The sequence below is a fragment of the Streptomyces sp. LUP47B genome, assembly GCF_001746295.1.
Classification (GTDB): Bacteria; Actinomycetota; Actinomycetes; order Streptomycetales; family Streptomycetaceae; genus Streptomyces.
The window spans coordinates 245,869-262,247 of record NZ_MJAH01000015.1 but is presented as its reverse complement, the minus strand read 5'-3'; the positions used below and the strand labels follow the sequence as shown (position 1 = coordinate 262,247).

At 71.9% G+C, this 16,379-nt stretch carries 16 protein-coding genes; 2 read left to right on the top strand and 14 right to left on the bottom strand.

Annotation, left to right across the window (positions count from 1 at the left end; genetic code table 11):
• Positions 1 to 101: 101 nt before the first annotated feature.
• Together BFN33_RS36640 and BFN33_RS36635 are read left to right on the top strand one after the other, a co-directional pair.
• The gene (locus BFN33_RS36640; protein WP_062049298.1) at positions 102 to 569 is read left to right on the top strand and encodes a MarR family winged helix-turn-helix transcriptional regulator; all 468 of its coding nucleotides are present in this window, start codon (positions 102 to 104) and stop codon (positions 567 to 569) included.
• Between the two features lie 92 nt (positions 570 to 661).
• On the top strand, positions 662 to 1,732 hold the full coding sequence (locus tag BFN33_RS36635; protein ID WP_079141211.1) for a MerR family transcriptional regulator: 1,071 nt from the start codon (positions 662 to 664) through the stop codon (positions 1,730 to 1,732).
• 49 nt (positions 1,733 to 1,781) lie between these two features.
• Here the strand turns inward: BFN33_RS36635 and BFN33_RS36630 are convergent, their stop codons facing one another.
• The 14 genes from BFN33_RS36630 to BFN33_RS36565 form a co-directional block, all read right to left on the bottom strand.
• Positions 1,782 to 2,447, bottom strand: coding sequence for a response regulator transcription factor (locus BFN33_RS36630; protein WP_069764500.1), 666 nt, complete (start codon positions 2,445 to 2,447; stop codon positions 1,782 to 1,784).
• On the bottom strand, positions 2,444 to 3,814 hold the full coding sequence (locus BFN33_RS36625) for a sensor histidine kinase (RefSeq protein WP_256122954.1): 1,371 nt from the start codon (positions 3,812 to 3,814) through the stop codon (positions 2,444 to 2,446). The genes BFN33_RS36630 and BFN33_RS36625 overlap by 4 nt, the downstream gene beginning before the upstream one ends.
• 99 nt (positions 3,815 to 3,913) lie before the next feature.
• On the bottom strand, positions 3,914 to 4,597 hold the full coding sequence (locus tag BFN33_RS36620; RefSeq protein ID WP_069764499.1) for a response regulator transcription factor: 684 nt from the start codon (positions 4,595 to 4,597) through the stop codon (positions 3,914 to 3,916).
• Positions 4,594 to 5,946 carry a sensor histidine kinase gene (locus tag BFN33_RS36615; protein WP_069764712.1) on the bottom strand — a complete coding sequence of 451 codons (1,353 nt, stop codon included), beginning with the start codon at positions 5,944 to 5,946 and terminating at the stop codon, positions 4,594 to 4,596. Before BFN33_RS36615 ends, BFN33_RS36620 begins: the two co-directional genes overlap by 4 nt.
• A gap of 10 nt (positions 5,947 to 5,956) precedes the next feature.
• Positions 5,957 to 7,192, bottom strand: a complete 1,236-nt coding sequence (locus BFN33_RS36610) for an acyltransferase (RefSeq protein WP_069764711.1) — start codon at positions 7,190 to 7,192, stop codon at positions 5,957 to 5,959.
• 10 nt (positions 7,193 to 7,202) lie between these two features.
• On the bottom strand, positions 7,203 to 8,174 hold the full coding sequence (locus BFN33_RS36605) for an alpha/beta hydrolase (RefSeq protein ID WP_069764710.1): 972 nt from the start codon (positions 8,172 to 8,174) through the stop codon (positions 7,203 to 7,205).
• Between the two features lie 245 nt (positions 8,175 to 8,419).
• Positions 8,420 to 9,349 carry an alpha/beta hydrolase gene (locus tag BFN33_RS36600; RefSeq protein WP_069764498.1) on the bottom strand — a complete coding sequence of 310 codons (930 nt, stop codon included), beginning with the start codon at positions 9,347 to 9,349 and terminating at the stop codon, positions 8,420 to 8,422.
• Positions 9,350 to 9,517: 168 nt separating this feature from the next.
• Positions 9,518 to 10,714: a kynureninase gene (gene kynU / locus BFN33_RS36595; RefSeq protein WP_069764497.1), complete on the bottom strand. Its 1,197-nt coding sequence runs from the start codon at positions 10,712 to 10,714 to the stop codon at positions 9,518 to 9,520.
• Complete coding sequence (locus BFN33_RS36590; RefSeq protein ID WP_069764496.1) at positions 10,707 to 11,549, bottom strand: tryptophan 2,3-dioxygenase family protein; 843 nt, start codon at positions 11,547 to 11,549, stop codon at positions 10,707 to 10,709. Before BFN33_RS36590 ends, kynU begins: the two co-directional genes overlap by 8 nt.
• 149 nt (positions 11,550 to 11,698) lie before the next feature.
• Complete coding sequence (locus tag BFN33_RS36585; protein WP_057614715.1) at positions 11,699 to 12,112, bottom strand: DUF3151 domain-containing protein; 414 nt, start codon at positions 12,110 to 12,112, stop codon at positions 11,699 to 11,701.
• A gap of 192 nt (positions 12,113 to 12,304) precedes the next feature.
• The gene (locus BFN33_RS36580) at positions 12,305 to 13,774 is read right to left on the bottom strand and encodes an MFS transporter (RefSeq protein WP_069764495.1); all 1,470 of its coding nucleotides are present in this window, start codon (positions 13,772 to 13,774) and stop codon (positions 12,305 to 12,307) included.
• A gap of 66 nt (positions 13,775 to 13,840) precedes the next feature.
• Positions 13,841 to 14,872 (bottom strand): class II fructose-bisphosphate aldolase, encoded by a 1,032-nt coding sequence (gene fbaA / locus BFN33_RS36575; protein WP_069764494.1) that lies wholly within the window; start codon positions 14,870 to 14,872, stop codon positions 13,841 to 13,843.
• 128 nt (positions 14,873 to 15,000) lie between these two features.
• Complete coding sequence (pyrE, locus tag BFN33_RS36570; protein ID WP_176742552.1) at positions 15,001 to 15,552, bottom strand: orotate phosphoribosyltransferase; 552 nt, start codon at positions 15,550 to 15,552, stop codon at positions 15,001 to 15,003.
• A 31-nt stretch (positions 15,553 to 15,583) separates the two neighbouring features.
• Positions 15,584 to 16,375, bottom strand: coding sequence for an aldose epimerase (locus tag BFN33_RS36565; protein ID WP_069764492.1), 792 nt, complete (start codon positions 16,373 to 16,375; stop codon positions 15,584 to 15,586).
• Positions 16,376 to 16,379: the final 4 nt, after the last annotated feature.

The following is a 16,379-nucleotide window of genomic DNA, read 5'->3' as shown; positions in this document are numbered from 1 at the left end:
GCGATCCGCCTCATTTCCTGGCTCGTCCAAGATTTACATACCTAACGCTATGCACTTATCGAGCGGTATGCAAATGTGCCGGTCGGACCTAGACTCGGCACATGAGCAGCACGTCCTCCTCCGAGCAGCCCCCCGACGACCCGGCTCTGGATCAGATCGGCCCGGCGCTGTCCCGTCTGCGGCGACGCGTACCGGCATCGAGCAAGGACCTTTCCCGCAACCTCGTGCTCAACGTCATCGCCGACGCTCCGGGCGAGACGACCGTCGGCGGGCTTGCCGCCGAGATGGGCGTCGCGCAGCCGGTGGCCAGCAGGACCGTCGCCGCCTGCATAGCGGACGGTCTGCTGCGGCGGGCGGCATCCCAGTCCGACGGACGCCGCACCGTGCTCGAACTCACCGAGCACGGTGAGGCCGAACGCAACCGCTTCGCCGCCGAACAGCGACAAGCGTTCCTGGAGATCACCGCAGCCTGGTCACCGGAGGAGCGGACCCAGTTCGCACAGCTCCTGACTCGCTACGGAGCCGACGCCACCGCCTGGTCCAGGAAGCGGACCCCACACCGCGATTGAACGAGCAGCGCCCCACCAGCCTGTTGACGTGCCCGAGCCGAGTTGACCCTCGACCTTGTGCAGGGCCCAGAGTTCAGGGCGTGGAGAACGACATGCGCAGCATTGGCGAGATGGCTCGCGACAGCGGACTGGGTGTGAGCGCCCTGCGGTTCTACGACCGTGCCGGGGTGCTCGTGCCGGCCTGGGTGGATCCGGTGAGCGGGTACCGCTGGTACGAGCCCGAGCAGCTCGAAGAGGCCCTGCTGCTGGCCCGCCTGCGCCGGGCCGGGATGCCGCTGGCGGACATCCGCCTGGTGCTGGCCAGTTGGTCCGGCACGGACAACGATCTGGTCCGGAAACTGCTCGAGGCGCACCTGCGCCGCCTCGAACAGGGGCTGTCCGATGCCCGCCGCGAGTTCTCCGCACTCCGAGTGCTACTCGATCAACAGGAGAACCCCATGACTTCGCTCCGCAGCGCCACCCTCCGGCTGACCATCGCCGCACCCGAACTGGCGGCCGCGCTGGACACCGTCCGTTTCGCGGTGAGCACCGACCCGGAACTGCCCATGCTCGGCGGGCTCCTGTTCGACATCGAGGGCGAGACCCTCCATGTCGTGGCCACCGACCGGTACCGCCTGGCCGTCGCGAGGGCCGCCGTCGACGCACACGACGGGAGCCGGGTGCAGGTCATCGTGCCCACCCCGCTCGCCGACGCGATGCGTGCGCTGGCGCACGGCGAGGGATCCGTGCGGCTCTCCCTCGACGGGGACCGCGTGACACTGGAGGCCGGGGACAGGCAGACGGCCGGCCAGTGTCTCGACCACGACTTCCCCGACTACCGTCGTCTCCTCCCCCAGACCGGTGACCGCCGCGCCCTCGTCGAGCTCGCGGACTTCCGGGAGGCCCTGGAAACGGGTCCTGTCCGCCGCGACGAGACCGGAACGCATGACCTCAGCGTGCTCAGGGTGACGGATGACGGCACGGTGGTCCTCTGCGCCGACGGTGACGCCGACGACCCGGACCGCGTCGCGGTCAACCGCGAGTTCCTGCTCGACGCACTGACCGCCGGAGCCCGGGACCGGCTGGTCCTGGAGCTCACCGCCCCCACGGCGCCGATCGCGATCCGCCGACCCGACGACGAGAGCGGCTTCTCGATCCTGATGCCGGTCCGCCTGGAGGACTGAGGCCAAGCCGCCAACACGCCACGCCACGCCGCCGAGAGGACCGCACCCCCTACCCCGGCGTCACCAGCCGCGCCTCGTACGCGAACACCGCCGCCTGCGTACGGTCCCTGAGACCCAGTTTCACCAGGATGCGGCTGACGTGGGTCTTGATCGTCGACTCGGCGACCATCAGCCGCTCGGCCATCTCCGAGTTCGACAGGCCCTGCGCGATCAGGATCAGGACCTCCGTCTCGCGGTCGGTGAGGTCGCCGTAGGCCGAGTGCGCCGAGGACATGAGGCGGGGGGACTCGGAGAGTTTGGAGAACTCCGTGATCAGGCGCTTGGTGACCGAGGGTGCGAGGAGGGCCTCGCCGGAGGCCACCACCCTTACCCCCTCGGCGAGTTGACGGGCCGAGGCGTCCTTCAGGAGGAAGCCCGAGGCTCCCGCGCGCAGGGCCTGGTAGACGTACTCGTCGAGGTCGAAGGTCGTCAGGACCAGGACCTTCGCCGTGCCGTCCGCCGCGACGATCTCCCTGGTCGCCTCAATGCCGTTCAGCTCCGGCATCCGGATGTCCATCAGGACCACGTCGGGTGCGAGTTCACGGACCCGGTCGACCGCCTCGCGGCCGTTGACGGCCTCGCCGACCACCTCGATGCCCGGCATCGCGTTCAGGAGGACGGAGAAACCCTCGCGGACCATCATCTGGTCGTCCGCGACCAGGACCCGGATCGTCATGCGTCACCCTCGTCCCTGAGCGGCACCGGGAGGAACACCGCCACCTCGTACCCTCCCTCGTCCGTGGCACCCGCCGTCATCTCGCCGTTCAGCATGGAGACCCGCTCCCGCATGCCGGTGATGCCGTGGCCCGCCCCGGGCGAAGGCTTCAGCAGTGACAGCTCGGGCCGCGGGCCGTTGACTATGCGCAGGCCCAGGCCGCCCAGGACGTATCCGATCTCGACCCGTGCGCTCGCCCCGGGGGCGTGGCGCAGGGTGTTGCTCAGGGCCTCCTGGACGATCCGGTACGCCGACAGCTCGACGCCCTGCGGGAGTTCACGCACCGCCCCGGTGACCGCCTTGTCGACGCTCAGGCCCGCCTCCCGCACATTGTCGAGCAGCCCGTCGAGGTCGGCGAGGGTGGGTTGCGGGGCGTCCGGTGCTTCGTAGTCCTCGGCGCGGACCACTCCGAGGACCCGGCGCAGCTCGGTCAGGGCCGCCACCGCGTTCTCCCGGATGGTGGCGAACGCCTTCTCCAGCTCCGGGGGCGGGTTCTCCACCCGGTAGGGCGCGGCTTCCGCCTGGATGGCGACGACCGACATGTGGTGGGCGACGACGTCGTGCAGCTCGCGGGCGATGGTCGTGCGCTCCTCCAGCAGCGTGCGGCGGGAGCGCTCGTGCGCGGTCACCGTCTGCTGGGCGGTCACCGTCTCCTGGGCGTCACGGCGTATGTGCCAGACGCTGACGGCGAGCAGGGACAGGGCGGAGACGAACAGCAGCTGCACCGTGTCGGAGCTGTTGTAGTGCCCGCCGCTGAAGGCTCCCTCCCACATCAGGCCGTAGACCCCGGTCAGCAGCCACATCCACGCCGCTGTGCGCGGCCTGGTGCGTATGGCCACCAGCGTGAGCACCATGAGGTGGCAGGCGAAGCTGCCGTCCAGCCAGGGCCACTCGTCCCAGGCGGTGAAAGCCACCGCGTAGGTGGCCGCGGTCGCGCCCATCGAGACCCAGAAGGCCAGGACCGGCCGCACCATGGTCAGCAGTACCGGGGCCAGGGCGAGCACGCCGACGAAGAGACTGGTGATCTCGCCGGCGTCACTGTTGGCCGAGCCGATGAGCATCGCGACCAGGCCGGCCGCGGTGATCAGCACGTGCGGTGTCCAGGCCACGTACTCCCGCGCTCGGCCGGGCAACCTGCGGGAGAGCCCCCTGTCGACGCGCATCGGGGGCAGCGGGCGATAGGCGAACGCATCGCTGATCAAGTCGTGCCGCAGGCCACGCAGGGCGTCCACGGCGGCCCTGAACTCCGGGCTGCGGGGCTGGTACGCGTCGAACTCGCCGCTGTCGCCGTGCGGGGGTGTCATGTATGTCTCGGTCGTCTCGGTCACAGTCAAAAAGGTAGGCGCGGGCGGCGGTCACCGTCGTCACCAGCGAGACGGGTCCTTCGGCGTCCCTCTCAGGTACTACGGGTACCGGAGGGCGGCTGCTCAGTAGCCCGACGGTCGCACCAGACCCGACTCGTACGCGAACACCGCCGCCTGCGTCCGGTCCCTGAGGCCCAGCTTCACCAGGATGCGGCCCACGTGGGTCTTCACCGTCTGTTCGGCCACGACCAGCCGCTCGGCGATCTCCGCGTTCGACAGGCCCTGCGCGATCAGGGCGAGGACCTCCGTCTCCCGCTCGGTCAGCTCGCCGACCCGGCTCTTGAGCGGGGAGCGGGGCCGGTTGTCGAGGCGGGAGAACTCGGCGAGCAGCCGCCGGGTGATGCCGGGCGCGAGCAGGGCGTCCCCGGCCGCCACCACCCGCACCGCCTCGGCGAGCTGCTCGGCTGAGGCGTCCTTCAGCAGGAACCCGGACGCGCCGGCCCGCAGCGCCTCGTAGACGTACTCGTCGAGGTCGAAGGTGGTCAGCACCAGGACCCTGATCTCCGGGCGCTCACCCGTGATGCGGCGGGTGGCCTCGATGCCGCCCAGCTCGGGCATCCGGATGTCCATCAGGACGACGTCCGGGACGAGTTCGGCGACCTTGGCGATCGCGTCGAGGCCGTCGACCGCCTGGCCGATCACCTCGATACCGGGCTGGGCACCCAGTAGCACGCTGAAGCCCTGCCGGACCATCTGCTGGTCGTCGGCGATGAGTACGCGGATGGGGCTGCTCGTGCCGCTCGTCATGCGGTGTCGTCCTTCGAGTCGGTGACCTGGTCGGGCGCGCCCGGGGGTGCCGTCGGAAGATACGCGGCCACCTCGTAGCCGCCGTCGGGCCGGGGGCCGGCGCGCAGGGTGCCGCCGAGCATCGCGGCCCGCTCCCGCATGCCGAGCAGGCCGTGCCCCGCGCCCGGGGAGGACGGCACGCTGCGGGTGGGCCGTGAGTTGACGACCCGCACGTCCACCCCGTGCACGTAGTGGACGAGCGCGACGGAGGCGGTCGCGCCGGGCGCGTGGCGCAGGACGTTGCTCAGCGCCTCCTGCACGATCCGGTACGCCGACAGGTCCACGCCGGGCGGCAGCGGCCGCCGGGCACCTCGCACATCGACCTCGACGGCCGTTCCGGCCGCCCGGGTGTTCTCCACCAGCGCGTCGAGCCGGTCGAGGGTGGGCTGCGGGGCGTGCGGCGCGGTGCCGGTGGCGGGGTCGGCGGGCCGCTCCGGCGTCTCGGGGTGCTCGGCCCGCAGCACGCCCAGGACCCGGCGCAGTTCGGTCAGCGCCTCCAGCGCGTTCTGCCGGATGCCGTCGAGGTTCTCCCGGAGCTCTTCGGACGGGTTCTCGACGAGGTGCGGGGCGACCTGAGCCTGGATCGAGATGACGGACATGTGGTGGGCGACGACGTCGTGCAGCTCGCGCGCGATACGGCTGCGCTCCTCCAGCAGGGTGCGGCGGGCCCGCTCCTCCGCGGTGAGGGTGGTCTGCCGGCCGAGCTCCGCGCGGGCCTCACGGCGGCCGCGCAGGGCGGTGCCCAGCACCACCACCACGGTGAACAGGGTGACTGCGAGCACCCCTGTGGGCTGGAAGTCGGCCGCACCCAGCACGCCCTCGATGAGGTACGTGAGAAGCAGGGTCACCGCCAGCGCCTCGACGGCCACGCGCATGGGCACCCGCAGGGCGAGCAGCAGCAGCACGGCCATGTGCCCGATGAGTCCGCCGGCGCTCCAGGGCCAGGTGAAGTCGTGCGCGCCGCCGGCCAGCAACTGGCGGCGCACCTCGATGGCGCCGACCACCATGGTGATGGTCGAGAGCCACCACGCCGGGACCGGCCGCCACAGCGCGAAAACGACGGCGGCCCCCTGTGCGAGACCGATCGCGAAGGCGAGTGTGAGCCCCACCCCGCCGCTGCCCGGGAGTTGCGCCACGGCGTCGAACGTGACCCCGAAGGCCACCATGCACAGCACCCCGTGCGGCAGCCACCGCAGCCACACCGACGGGGGCAGCGGATCGACCCGGAGCGTGCACAGGTCCTCGCGCAGCACATGCAGCCAGCGCCGTATACGGCCGACCACCAGCTGCCGGCTCCCCGTCTCCGTCACGCCGACCACCCTAGGCACGCCGCGCCTCCTTCACTGCGGCCGGTTCCGTACGGCGGTGGACCCGGATCACCCGTGACGGACGGCCGCCGACCCTGCGCGGCCCCTGCTCGAAGGACCGGAAGGCCGACCAACACACCGCCAGGGCGAGGACGAACACCGGGAGCCAGGCCAGCCGGGCCGCCACCCAGCCCGGTCCGTCGGGGACGGTGTGCAGGCCGGGCAACCTGCCCGCGGCGAGGCCGGTGGCCGTGGTGGCCATCAGCGCCGTCTGATGCCAGAGGAAGATCGTCATCGCGGAGAGGTTGACCAGCGCCACCGCCGCCCAAGCCGCAGGGCGTCGCATACCGCTGCGCAACCGGTCACGCAGCAGCAGGGCGAGACCGCACTGGGCCAGTCCGAAGGTGACGGCGGCCAGCGTCGGCGGGTTCAGGTTGGAGACCGAGGCGCCCGGCACCCCGACCATCGACGCCGGATACCCCGCCCACCCGACGAGCACCGCGGTCACCACCGCACCGCCCCCGAACAGCAGCCACCCGGCGCGCCGCCCCTCCAGGTCGCCCCGCGTCCACGCGGCGCCCAGGGTGTACGGCACCAGCCAGCCGGCCGCCAGGTTCACCCACCCGAGCCGGTCCGGGCCGCCGAGCCCGAAGCGCACGATGTCCACGTGCAGGACGACGGCCAGCGGCCACAGCGGGTGGAGCCGCAGCAGCAGCGGGGTCGCCGCCGTCAGAGCGCTGAAGACCAGGAGGAACCACATCGGGGACAGCGCGAGCTTGACCAGCGTGCGGACCGTCTCGAACTGAGCTCCCGTCAGCAGCAGGGCCGTCGCCGCCACCGTCCACAGGATGAGGACGACCGCCACCGGCTTGAAGAGCCGCGCCAGACGGCTCGTCAGCCATTGTCCGTACGTCGTCCCACGGGCGCGGGCCGAGGTGTAGCCGCGTGTCGCCACATGGCCACCCACCAGGAAGAACACCGCCAGGGTCTGGAAGGCCCAGGAGATCGGGGCCAGCCAGGGCATGTGCTGCAACGGGCTCGCGGTATGCAGGGCGCCGCCGTCGGCGACCAGGGCCGTCACCAGCCAGTGGCCCAGGACGACGCCGAGGATCGCGAAGGCGCGCAGGGCGTCGACGGCACGGTCCCGCCCGGCGGGCGTCGCCGCGTCGATCCGGCCGGCGGACCGGCGTATGCCGTCAACGCCGTGCTCTATGCCGTGACGTATGCCGTCGCGTACGCCGCCCCGGATGCGCTGGGTCTCAGGCACGGGTCACCGCCGCGGTGTCTCCGAGGACGATCCGGGCGAGGTTGCTCAGGGAGACCGAGCCCGGGCTGAAGTAGTCGCTGTGGCCGCCCTCGCCGGCGGCGAAGACGTGGGCGCCGAAGGCCGGGGAGACCGGGTCGGTGCCGAAGCCGACGGTGACGCCGAAGAAGTCGGTCCTCACATGGGGGACCTCGCCGACCCAGTCGTCCTTGCCCCTGGCCGCCCAGATCCGGGCGTGGGTGCGCAGGGCCGCGGCGGTGTCCTTGCCGGTGCCGGGGCTGCCGACGAGGACCAGGTCGTCGATGTCCAGGTGGCTCGCGGCCCGGGCGCAGACGACCGTGCCGTAGGAGTGGCAGACGAGGGAGACCGTGGTGGAGCGGCCGACGACGCCCTGGAGTCGGCGTATGAACGCGCGCAGGTGGGGGGTCGCTTGGTCCGCCCTGTCCGTGGTCAGGACCGTGGTGCTGATCGTGTCCGGGGTGCGGTAGCCGAGCCAGGCGACCACCGCGGTCCGGGTGCCGTGGTCGGCGGTGCCGGTGAGTTGCCGCTGCAGGGCCGTCGCCGTCGCCCGGAAGCGGTCGTAGGTGTCCAGTGAGGTGTCGGAGCCCGGCACCAGGACGGCCACGTGGTCGGCGCGGGAGAGGTCGCCGAGGACCTCTGTCGCCATTCCCGGGCCCCGGCCGTCGAAGGCGAGCAGATGCCGGGCGGGCGCGGCCATCTCGCGATCCGCCTCGGCGCGGTGGGTGTCCCCGTGGGTTGCGGCCATGCGGGCGGCCTCTGCCGCGTTGGCGGTGTTGGCCGCGTAGGCCCGGTCGAGGGTGGAGGCGGTGAGTCCCGGGAGGACGGCCGGGGGCGGGGCGGGGATTTCCGGGCGGGCGGCCGCCGAGAGGGGGGCCACCACCGCGACGGTGATGAGGGTGGCGAAAAGGGCCCGGCGCCATCGATGGAAGCGCCGGTCGTCCACCAGGTGCTGCCGCGCGTCACCGCGGCCCTCGCGCCAACCCCTCGAGCTGCTCCCCACAGTCCTCGCCCCTCCCCGTCCACCCGGCCATCGGGCTTGTCTGGAAGGGAAGTTACGGAGCGGAGACTGTCATCCGCGTCACGCCAGGGAGCTCTCTGAGGTCGTAGCTCTCAGGTATTACGGGTATCACCGGGAGGCGGGAAGGGGGCGGACAGGTGCCGGGAAGGGCGGAAAGACGCCGGAAACCGACGTCACCACGCCAACTGTGCGATCTCCTCCGCCACCACCGCGCACGCGTCCGCCGCCGGGTCGATCAGGGGGAAGTGGCCGACGTCCTCCAGCAGCGTCAGGCCCACCACCTCGCCCGCCTTGGCCGCCGCGTCGGCGTAGGCCTCGGCGACCGCTTGCGGGACGACCGTGTCGGCGCGGCCCTGGACGAGCGTGGTCGCGATGCCCGTGGGGAGCAGCAGGGCGGGGTCGGCGTACGGCACGCGCGCGGTGAACTCCTCCTCACCGCCCAGGAGTTGACGGCAGGCCCCGCCGCACACGTCCAGTTTCTCGGCGACCGTGAAGTCGGCGATCGGGGCCAGGGCGACGACCCCGCGCAAGGGAGCCGGGCGGTCGATGCGCCAGGCGGCGTCGTCCGGCAGGAGGTGCCGGGCCGCGGCCCACAGCGCGAGGTGACCGCCCGCGGAGTGACCGGTGACCACCATGCGGCGCGGGTCGGCCTGCGGCAGGAACTCCCGCACGAGCGCCGGAAGCGCGTCCATCGCGGCGGCCACGTCGTCGAAGGTCTCGGGCCAGCGCCCGGCGACGGGGCCGACGCCACCCGCGACGGCCCCGGCGGCAGCGCCCTGCCCCGGAACGGACACCCCGCCCCGCCGGTACTCCACATTGGCCACCGCGAATCCCCGCCGCGCCAGGAAGTCCGCGAACGGGGTCACATGGCGCCGGTCGTACGGAGCCCGCCACGCCCCGCCGTGCAGGACGACGACGAGCGGCGCGAGACCGCCCCCGGGAGACACCGCCTCGCGCGGGGCGTAGAAGTCGATCACCTGGTCGGGATCGGCGCCGTACGCCGCGGTGACGTCGGGGTCGACCGCCGCGTGCGAGAAGGCCGACTCCTCCTCTGCCGCGGCACGGGCTTCTGCGGCGGCACGGGCTGCGGCGTCGTCCGGCATGCTCCAACCTCTCAGCGGTGAAACGGATTTGACGGACCGTGAAGCCTCCCGGAAGGGAATCCGGCCGTTGGCCGGGACGCTATCAGGCAGATGACGTGCGCGGACGCGGCGGTGGCGACGGCGAAGGCCGGGGTGTACGCCACCCCGGCCCGACGCCACGACGAGCGATCAGCGGACGAGCGTCTCCCCCAGCACCCGCGCCGCCCGCTCCACGTCCGCGAACCCGACGTACAACGGCGTGAACCCGAACCGCAGCACGTCCGGGTGCCGGAAGTCGCCGACCACGCCCCGCTCGATGAGCCGCTCCATCACCTCGCCCGCGTCCTCGCAGCGCAGCGCGACCTGGCTGCCCCGCTCCCCGTGGGCCAGGGGGGTCACACACTCGACGCGGCCCTCACCGACGTACGACGCGACGCACTCCAGGAAGAAGTCCGTCAGAACGAGGGACTTGGCGCGCACCGCCTCGATCGACACCCCGTCCCAGACCTCGAGCGCGGCCTCCAGGGCGAGCATGGAGAGGATGTCCGGCGTGCCCACGCGGCCCCGCAGCGCGCCGTCGGCAGGGGCGTAGGACGGGCTCATGCCGAAGGGGTCGGCGTGCGAGGTCCAGCCCGGCAGCGGGGAGTCGAAGCGGTCCTGGAGCTCGCGGCGCACATAGAGGTACGCCGGTGAGCCCGGGCCGCCGTTCAGGTACTTGTAGGTGCAGCCGACCGCGAGGTCGACGCCGTGCGCGTCGAGACCGACCGGCAGGGCGCCCGCGCTGTGGCACAGGTCCCAGACGGCGATCGCGCCCGCCGCGTGCACGGCGGCCGTGAGACCGGGCAGGTCGTGCAGGCGCCCGGTGCGGTAGTCGACGTGGTTGAGCAGGACGGCCGCCGTACGGCCGCTCAGCACGCCCGGCACCTGCGCCGGGGCCACCGCCCGCAGGGTGCAGCCCGTCATCCGGGCCGCGGACTCGGCGATGTAGCCGTCCGTGGGGAAGGTGGTCGCGTCCACGATCACCTCGTCACGACCGGAGTCCGGTCCACCCGCGAGCCGCACGGCCCCCACAAGTGCCTTGAAGACGTTGACACTTGTCGAGTCGCCGACCACGATCTGCCCGGCCGCCGCCCCGACCAGCGGGGCGATCCGGTCACCGATCCGCTCGGGCGCGGTCCACCAGCCGCTCTCGTCCCAGGACCGGATCCTGAGCGACCCCCACTGACGGCGTACGACGTCCTCGACACGCCCCGGGACGGCGGCCGGGAGCGCGCCCAGCGAGTTGCCGTCGAGATACACCACGTCGTCCAGGACGAACTGTGCGCGCAGGCCGGCCAGTTCGTCCGAAGCGTCCAACTTCTCCGCACGCGAAACCAGTTCAGACATGGGACCGCGCCGTCCACAGCTCCGGGAACACGTTCTTCTGCGCGCGCTTCTCCAGCCAGGCCACCCCGGCGGAGCCGCCCGTGCCGGCCTTGGAGCCCATCGCGCGCCGGGTGGCGACGAGATGGTCGTTGCGCCAGCGCCACACCAGCTCGGCGACATCGGTCAACGCCTCGCCCAGGCGGGCCAGTTCGTCGTTCTCGGGGCCGGAGTAGAGGGCCGTCCAGGCGGCCTCGACCTCCTCCGACGGCTCGTACCGGCGCGACACGTCCCGGTCCAGGACGGCGGACGGGATCGCGTGCCCGCGCCGCGCGAGCAGCCGCAGCACCTCGTCGTACAGGCTCGGCTCGTGCAGCGCCTTCTCCAGCTCGGCGTGGACGCGGGGCGCGCCCCGGTGCGGGACGAGCATGGACGCGGACTTGTCGCCGAGCAGGAACTCCATGCGGCGGAACATCGCCGACTGGAAGCCGGAACCCTCGCCGAGCGCCGAGCGGTAGGAGTTGAACTGCGCGGGCGTCAGCTGGCCGAGCGGCTTCCAGGAGGCGGTCAGCGCCTCCAGTTCCCGTACGGAACGCTTCAGCGCGGCGACGGCCGTGGGCACGTCGTCGGAGCGCAGCGCGGCCGCCGCGGTCTCCCACTCGTGCACGATGACGGTGAACCACAGCTCCATGACCTGGGTCGTGACCAGGAAGACCATCTCTCCGGGATCGTCGGAGAGGGTGTGCTGGAGGTGGGTGAGCACGTCCGCCTTGACGTAGTCCTCGTACGGCGTCGTGCCTTGGAAGTCGAGATGCGGGGTCTCCGGCTCCTGCGATTCCTGAGCCTCATGGGACGACATCGCTGTCTCCTGTTGTGTACTCCGGGTAGCGGTCCGCCCTGCCGTTACCGACACGGGGCCCCGGTCCCCGCCGGGCATCCTCTTCCATGCTCCCCGGAAATGGCAAGGCCCGCCTGGTCACACAGGCGGGCCCGGAAAGCGGTGACGGATCAGCCCAGCGTCTCGGCCGCCGTGAGTGAGGAGTCCTTCAGGAACTGCGAGCAGCGCTCGTACTCCGCCTGCTCACCGATGGCACCGGCGGCACGGGCGAGGCCGTGCAGGGCGCGCAGGAAGCCGCGGTTCGGCTCGTGCTCCCACGGGACCGGGCCGTGGCCCTTCCAGCCGTTGCGGCGCAGCGAGTCCAGGCCGCGGTGGTAGCCCGTACGGGCATAGGCGTACGACTCCACGACGCTGCCCCGCTCGAACGCCTCGTCGGCCAGCTGGGCCCAGGCCAGCGAGGAGGTCGGGTACTTCGCGGCGACATCCGCGGGCGCGGTGCCGTTGGCCAGGAGCTCACGGGGCTCCGGGTCGTCGGGGAGGTGGGTCGGGGGCGGGCCCCCGAGAAGGTTCTCGTGAATGGACATGGGTCCAGTGTCCCTCGCCGGGGGGCGGGTTTTCGTCTGCGGGTCCGTGGGGCTGGTCGCGCCCCGTGGCGGAGCCACTGAAGTCACAGCCCCGCGCCCCTGGGTGGGTGCAGGGAAGGCCTGTCGAGCTGTACCCACCTGTTTGGGGGCGCGGGGAACTGCGCGACCAGCCACAACGCACCCGCACCCGCACTACGACAGTCGCCTCCGCGTCCTCTCCCCCTCCAGCGGCGGCGACAGCACGGCCCCGTACGTACGGCACTCCGGCCGACGACACCCCGGCGGCAGCGACCGTACCGTCGCGAAGGCCACCACGGACCCCACCACCAGCACCCCCGCGCACACCGTCATCGCTCGCCCGAACGCACTGTCGAACGCCGTGGGCGACCGGTACGCCTCCTCCCCCATCCCGGTGACCAGCGGCAGCGCGGCCACCGCGATCAGGCCGGCCGCCCGGGCGGCCGCGTTGTTGATGCCGCTGGCCAGCCCGGCCCGTGAGGCGTCCACCGAGCCCAGCACGGTCGCCGTCAGCGGGGCGACCAGGGTGACCATGCCGGCGCCCAGGACCAGCAGCGCGGGCAGGATGTCGGCCAGGTACGAGGCGCCCGGGCCGACCCGCAGCATCAGCAGCATCCCGGCGGCGCACAGCAGCGGGCCGACGGTGAGCGGGATGCGCGGCCCGATGCGGTCGGCAAGGGCGCCCGAGCGGGCGGAGAACAGCAGCATCAGGACCGTCGTCGGCAGCAGGGCCGTACCGGCCTGGAGGGCCGAGTAGCCGACCACCACCTGGAGCTGGACGGCGCCCAGGAAGAAGAACCCGCCGAAGGCCGCGTACACGCACAGGGTCACCAGGTTGACCGCGGTGAACTGCCGGGACGCGAAGATCCCGAGCGGCATCATCGGGTCGGGACGGCGCTTCTCGACGGCGACGAAGGCCACCCCGGCCGCGACCCCGGCCACCGCCGCCAGCGCCACGGCCCAGGAACCGCCTCGCGCCTCGATCAGCGCGTACGTCACCAGCGCGAGCGCCAGCGCGCCCAAGACCGCGCCGAGCACGTCGAACCGGCCGTGGTCGGCCCGCCCGTCGGCCGACTCGGGCACATGCCGTACGGCGATCGGCGCGCACACCAGGGCCAGCGGGACGTTGAGCAGGAACACCCAGCGCCAGCCCGGGCCGTCCACCAGCCAGCCGCCCACGAAGGGGCCGACGGCCGCCCCGACTCCGCCGAACCCGGACCACAGGCCGACGGCCCGGCCCCGGTCGTCGGGGTGGAAGGTGGCCTGGATCAACGCCAGCGAACCCGGTGTGAGCAGGGCGCCGCCCACCCCCTGCAGGGCCCGGGCAGCGACGAGGACGCCCGCGTTCGGGGCGAGGCCGCACAGCAGGGAGGCCGCCGCGAACCACACCACCCCGATGACGAAGACCTTGCGGCGGCCGTACCGGTCCCCGAGGGAGCCGCCGAGCAGGATCAGCCCGGCGAGCGTCAGCATGTAGGCGTTGACCGTCCACTGCAGGGCGGCGAGGTCGGCGTCCAGGTCGCGGCCGATGGCCGGCAGGGCGACGTTGACGACGGTCGAGTCCAGCAGCGCCATGCTGGAGCCGAGGATGGTGGTGAGCAGGATCCACTTGCCTTGCGGCGAGGCCAACCGGACGTCGGGCATGACCCCAGGTATACAACGAGCCCGGTGCCGTAGCACCGGGCTCACTGTAATCAGCCGTAATGGGCCTTACTTGATCTTCGTGCCCGCCGAGCGCAGGTTCTGCGTGGCCTCGACGACACGGGCGGCCATCGAAGCCTCGGCCAGCTTGCCCCAGGTGCGCGGGTCGTAGGTCTTCTTGGAACCGACCTCGCCGTCGACCTTCAGGACGCCGTCGTAGTTGCGGAACATGTGGTCGGCGACCGGACGCGTGAAGGCGTACTGGGTGTCGGTGTCGATGTTCATCTTGACGACGCCGTTCTCCAGCGCGGTGCGGATCTCCTCCTCCGTGGAGCCGGAGCCGCCGTGGAAGACGAAGTCGAACGGCTGGGACCCGGCCGGCTTGCCGAACTTGGCGGCCACGCCGTCGTTCAGCTGCTTCAGCAGGTCGGGGCGGAGGACGACGTTGCCCGGCTTGTACACACCGTGGACGTTGCCGAAGGAGGCGGCCAGCAGGTAGCGCCCCTTGTCACCGAGCCCGAGCGCCTCGGCCGTACGGATCGCGTCGTCGACGGTCGTGTACAGGGAGTCGTTGATCTCGTGCGAAACGCCGTCCTCCTCGCCGCCGGTCGGGGTGATCTCGACCTCGAGAATGATCCTGGCGGCGCGGGCGCGTTCCAGGAGCTCCTGGGCGATGGCGAGGTTGTCGGCGAGGGTCTCCGCCGAGCCGTCCCACATGTGCGACTGGAACAGCGGGTTGCCGCCGGCCTTCACGCGCTCCTCGGACACGGCGATCAGCGGGCGTACGTACCCGTCGAGCTTGTCCTTGGGGCAGTGGTCGGTGTGCAGCGCGACGGTGACCGGGTACTTCTCGGCGACGATGTGCGCGAACTCGGCGAGGGCCACGGAACCCGTGACCATCTCCTTCTTGTACTGGCCGCCCAGGAACTCGGCACCACCGGTCGAGATCTGGATGATGCCGTCGCTCTCGGCCTCCGCGAAGCCGCGCAGCGCAGCGTGCAGGGTCTGGGTCGAGGTCACGTTGATGGCCGGGTAGGCGAACTTGCCCGCCTTCGCCCGGTCGAGCATTTCGTTGTAGACCTCAGGGGTTGCGATGGGCATCTGTCCGCTCCTTGTATCTGCGGGTTGGCGTACTGCGTGCTTACGGCCCTGACCTAGACCTTGTGTGGGGGTTCGACGTCATCGTCGGCCTCATCTTTCCAGACTTGGCCGGATGGTCCATCCCGCGGTCAGTCCAGGCCCAGCTCGTCCTTCGAGTACGCGAAGCGGTAGGGCACCCCCGCGCCCTGCTCGATCTTCTCGGCGGCGCCGGTGGCCCGGTCGACGATCGTGGCGACGGCGACGACCTCGGCGCCGGCCTCACGCACGGCCGCGACCGCTTCGAGCGGGGAACCACCGGTGGTGGAGGTGTCCTCGACGACGACGACCCGGCGGCCCGCGATGTCGGGACCCTCCACGCGCCGCTGCATGCCGTGCGCCTTGGCGGCCTTGCGGACGACGAAGGCGTCGAGCTTCTTCCCGCGCGCGGCGGCCGCGTGCAGCATGGCGCCGGCGACCGGGTCGGCGCCCATGGTCAGTCCGCCCACCGCGTCGAACTGCAGGTCGGCGGTCAGGTCCAGGAGCACCTGTCCGACCAGCGGGGCCGCCTCACCGTCGAGGGTGACGCGGCGCAGGTCGACGTAGTAGTCGGCCTCCAGACCCGACGACAGGGTCACCTTGCCGTGCACCACGGCCTTGTCCTTGATCTGCTGCAGCAGCTCGCCACGTGTGCCTGGCGGCATTACTTCGTTGACGTCCGTCATGCCTGTCAGCTTAGATGCGGCGCCAGGTCCACGTGGTCGTGGCTTCCAGCGGCTCCAGCGGGGTGACCAGGCGCGGCAGGGTGTTCAGGCCGTTGGGCGGCCCGGTCTGCGGCTCCACGCAGACGGCGGCCTCCTGCTCGTCGTACACCACGACCCATTCCTCGCGGCTGGCGACCTTCAGCTCCAGCCGGCGGGGCCAGGTGAGCGTGACGTCGACGCCGCCGGGCATGCCGAAGCAGTCGTCCCAGGGGCCGGGCTTCGGCTCGACGCGGTTGCCGGTGGGCAGGTGGTCGTCGCCGCGCTCCTCCTGCCAGGCGGCGGTGAAGTCGAGCCGGACCGGCTCGCCGCCGTCGAGGGTGCGGTTGAACCAGGGGTGCCAGCCGATCTGGGCCGGGAAGGAGGAGTCGTACGTCTCCACGGACATCGTGAGCGTCAGGGCGTCGGGGGTGAGCGCCGCGATCTGGGTGATGCGGCCGGCGTACGGCCAGGGCTTGACGAGGTCGTACGTGAGGACGGCCTCGTCGGCGGCCGTGCGGGCGATGCTCCAGGCGCCGTCGCGGGCCGTGCCGTGGATGGCGTGCGGTGGGGAGTTGAGCGGCATCTGGTGGACGTCGGCGCCGTCACGGAACCGTCCGTCCCGGATGCGGCCGCACCAGGGGACCATCGGGAAGCAGCCGAAGCGCTCTCCCTGCCGCAGCAGTTCGACGCCTCCGACCCGAAGTCCCCCGACCCGTCCGCCGTTTCCCGGCTGCAAGGTCACTTCCGCGTCGCCCGCGGTCAGTGTGATGTCTTCATGGCTCACGGGA

Excerpts from the sequence above, each read along its gene's own strand:
- BFN33_RS36630 (WP_069764500.1), bottom strand. The coding sequence starts at position 2,447 with ATGACGATCCGGGTCCTGGTCGCGGACGACCAGATGATGGTCCGCGAG.
- kynU (WP_069764497.1), bottom strand. The coding sequence starts at position 10,714 with ATGTCTGAACTGGTTTCGCGTGCGGAGAAGTTGGACGCTTCGGACGAA.
- BFN33_RS36590 (WP_069764496.1), bottom strand. The coding sequence starts at position 11,549 with ATGTCGTCCCATGAGGCTCAGGAATCGCAGGAGCCGGAGACCCCGCAT.
- BFN33_RS36585 (WP_057614715.1), bottom strand. The coding sequence starts at position 12,112 with ATGTCCATTCACGAGAACCTTCTCGGGGGCCCGCCCCCGACCCACCTC.
- BFN33_RS36620 (WP_069764499.1), bottom strand. The coding sequence starts at position 4,597 with ATGACGAGCGGCACGAGCAGCCCCATCCGCGTACTCATCGCCGACGAC.
- pyrE (WP_176742552.1), bottom strand. The coding sequence starts at position 15,552 with ATGCCGCCAGGCACACGTGGCGAGCTGCTGCAGCAGATCAAGGACAAG.
- BFN33_RS36640 (WP_062049298.1), top strand. The coding sequence starts at position 102 with ATGAGCAGCACGTCCTCCTCCGAGCAGCCCCCCGACGACCCGGCTCTG.
- BFN33_RS36635 (WP_079141211.1), top strand. The coding sequence starts at position 662 with ATGCGCAGCATTGGCGAGATGGCTCGCGACAGCGGACTGGGTGTGAGC.
- fbaA (WP_069764494.1), bottom strand. The coding sequence starts at position 14,872 with ATGCCCATCGCAACCCCTGAGGTCTACAACGAAATGCTCGACCGGGCG.
- BFN33_RS36600 (WP_069764498.1), bottom strand. The coding sequence starts at position 9,349 with ATGCCGGACGACGCCGCAGCCCGTGCCGCCGCAGAAGCCCGTGCCGCG.
- BFN33_RS36580 (WP_069764495.1), bottom strand. The coding sequence starts at position 13,774 with ATGCCCGACGTCCGGTTGGCCTCGCCGCAAGGCAAGTGGATCCTGCTC.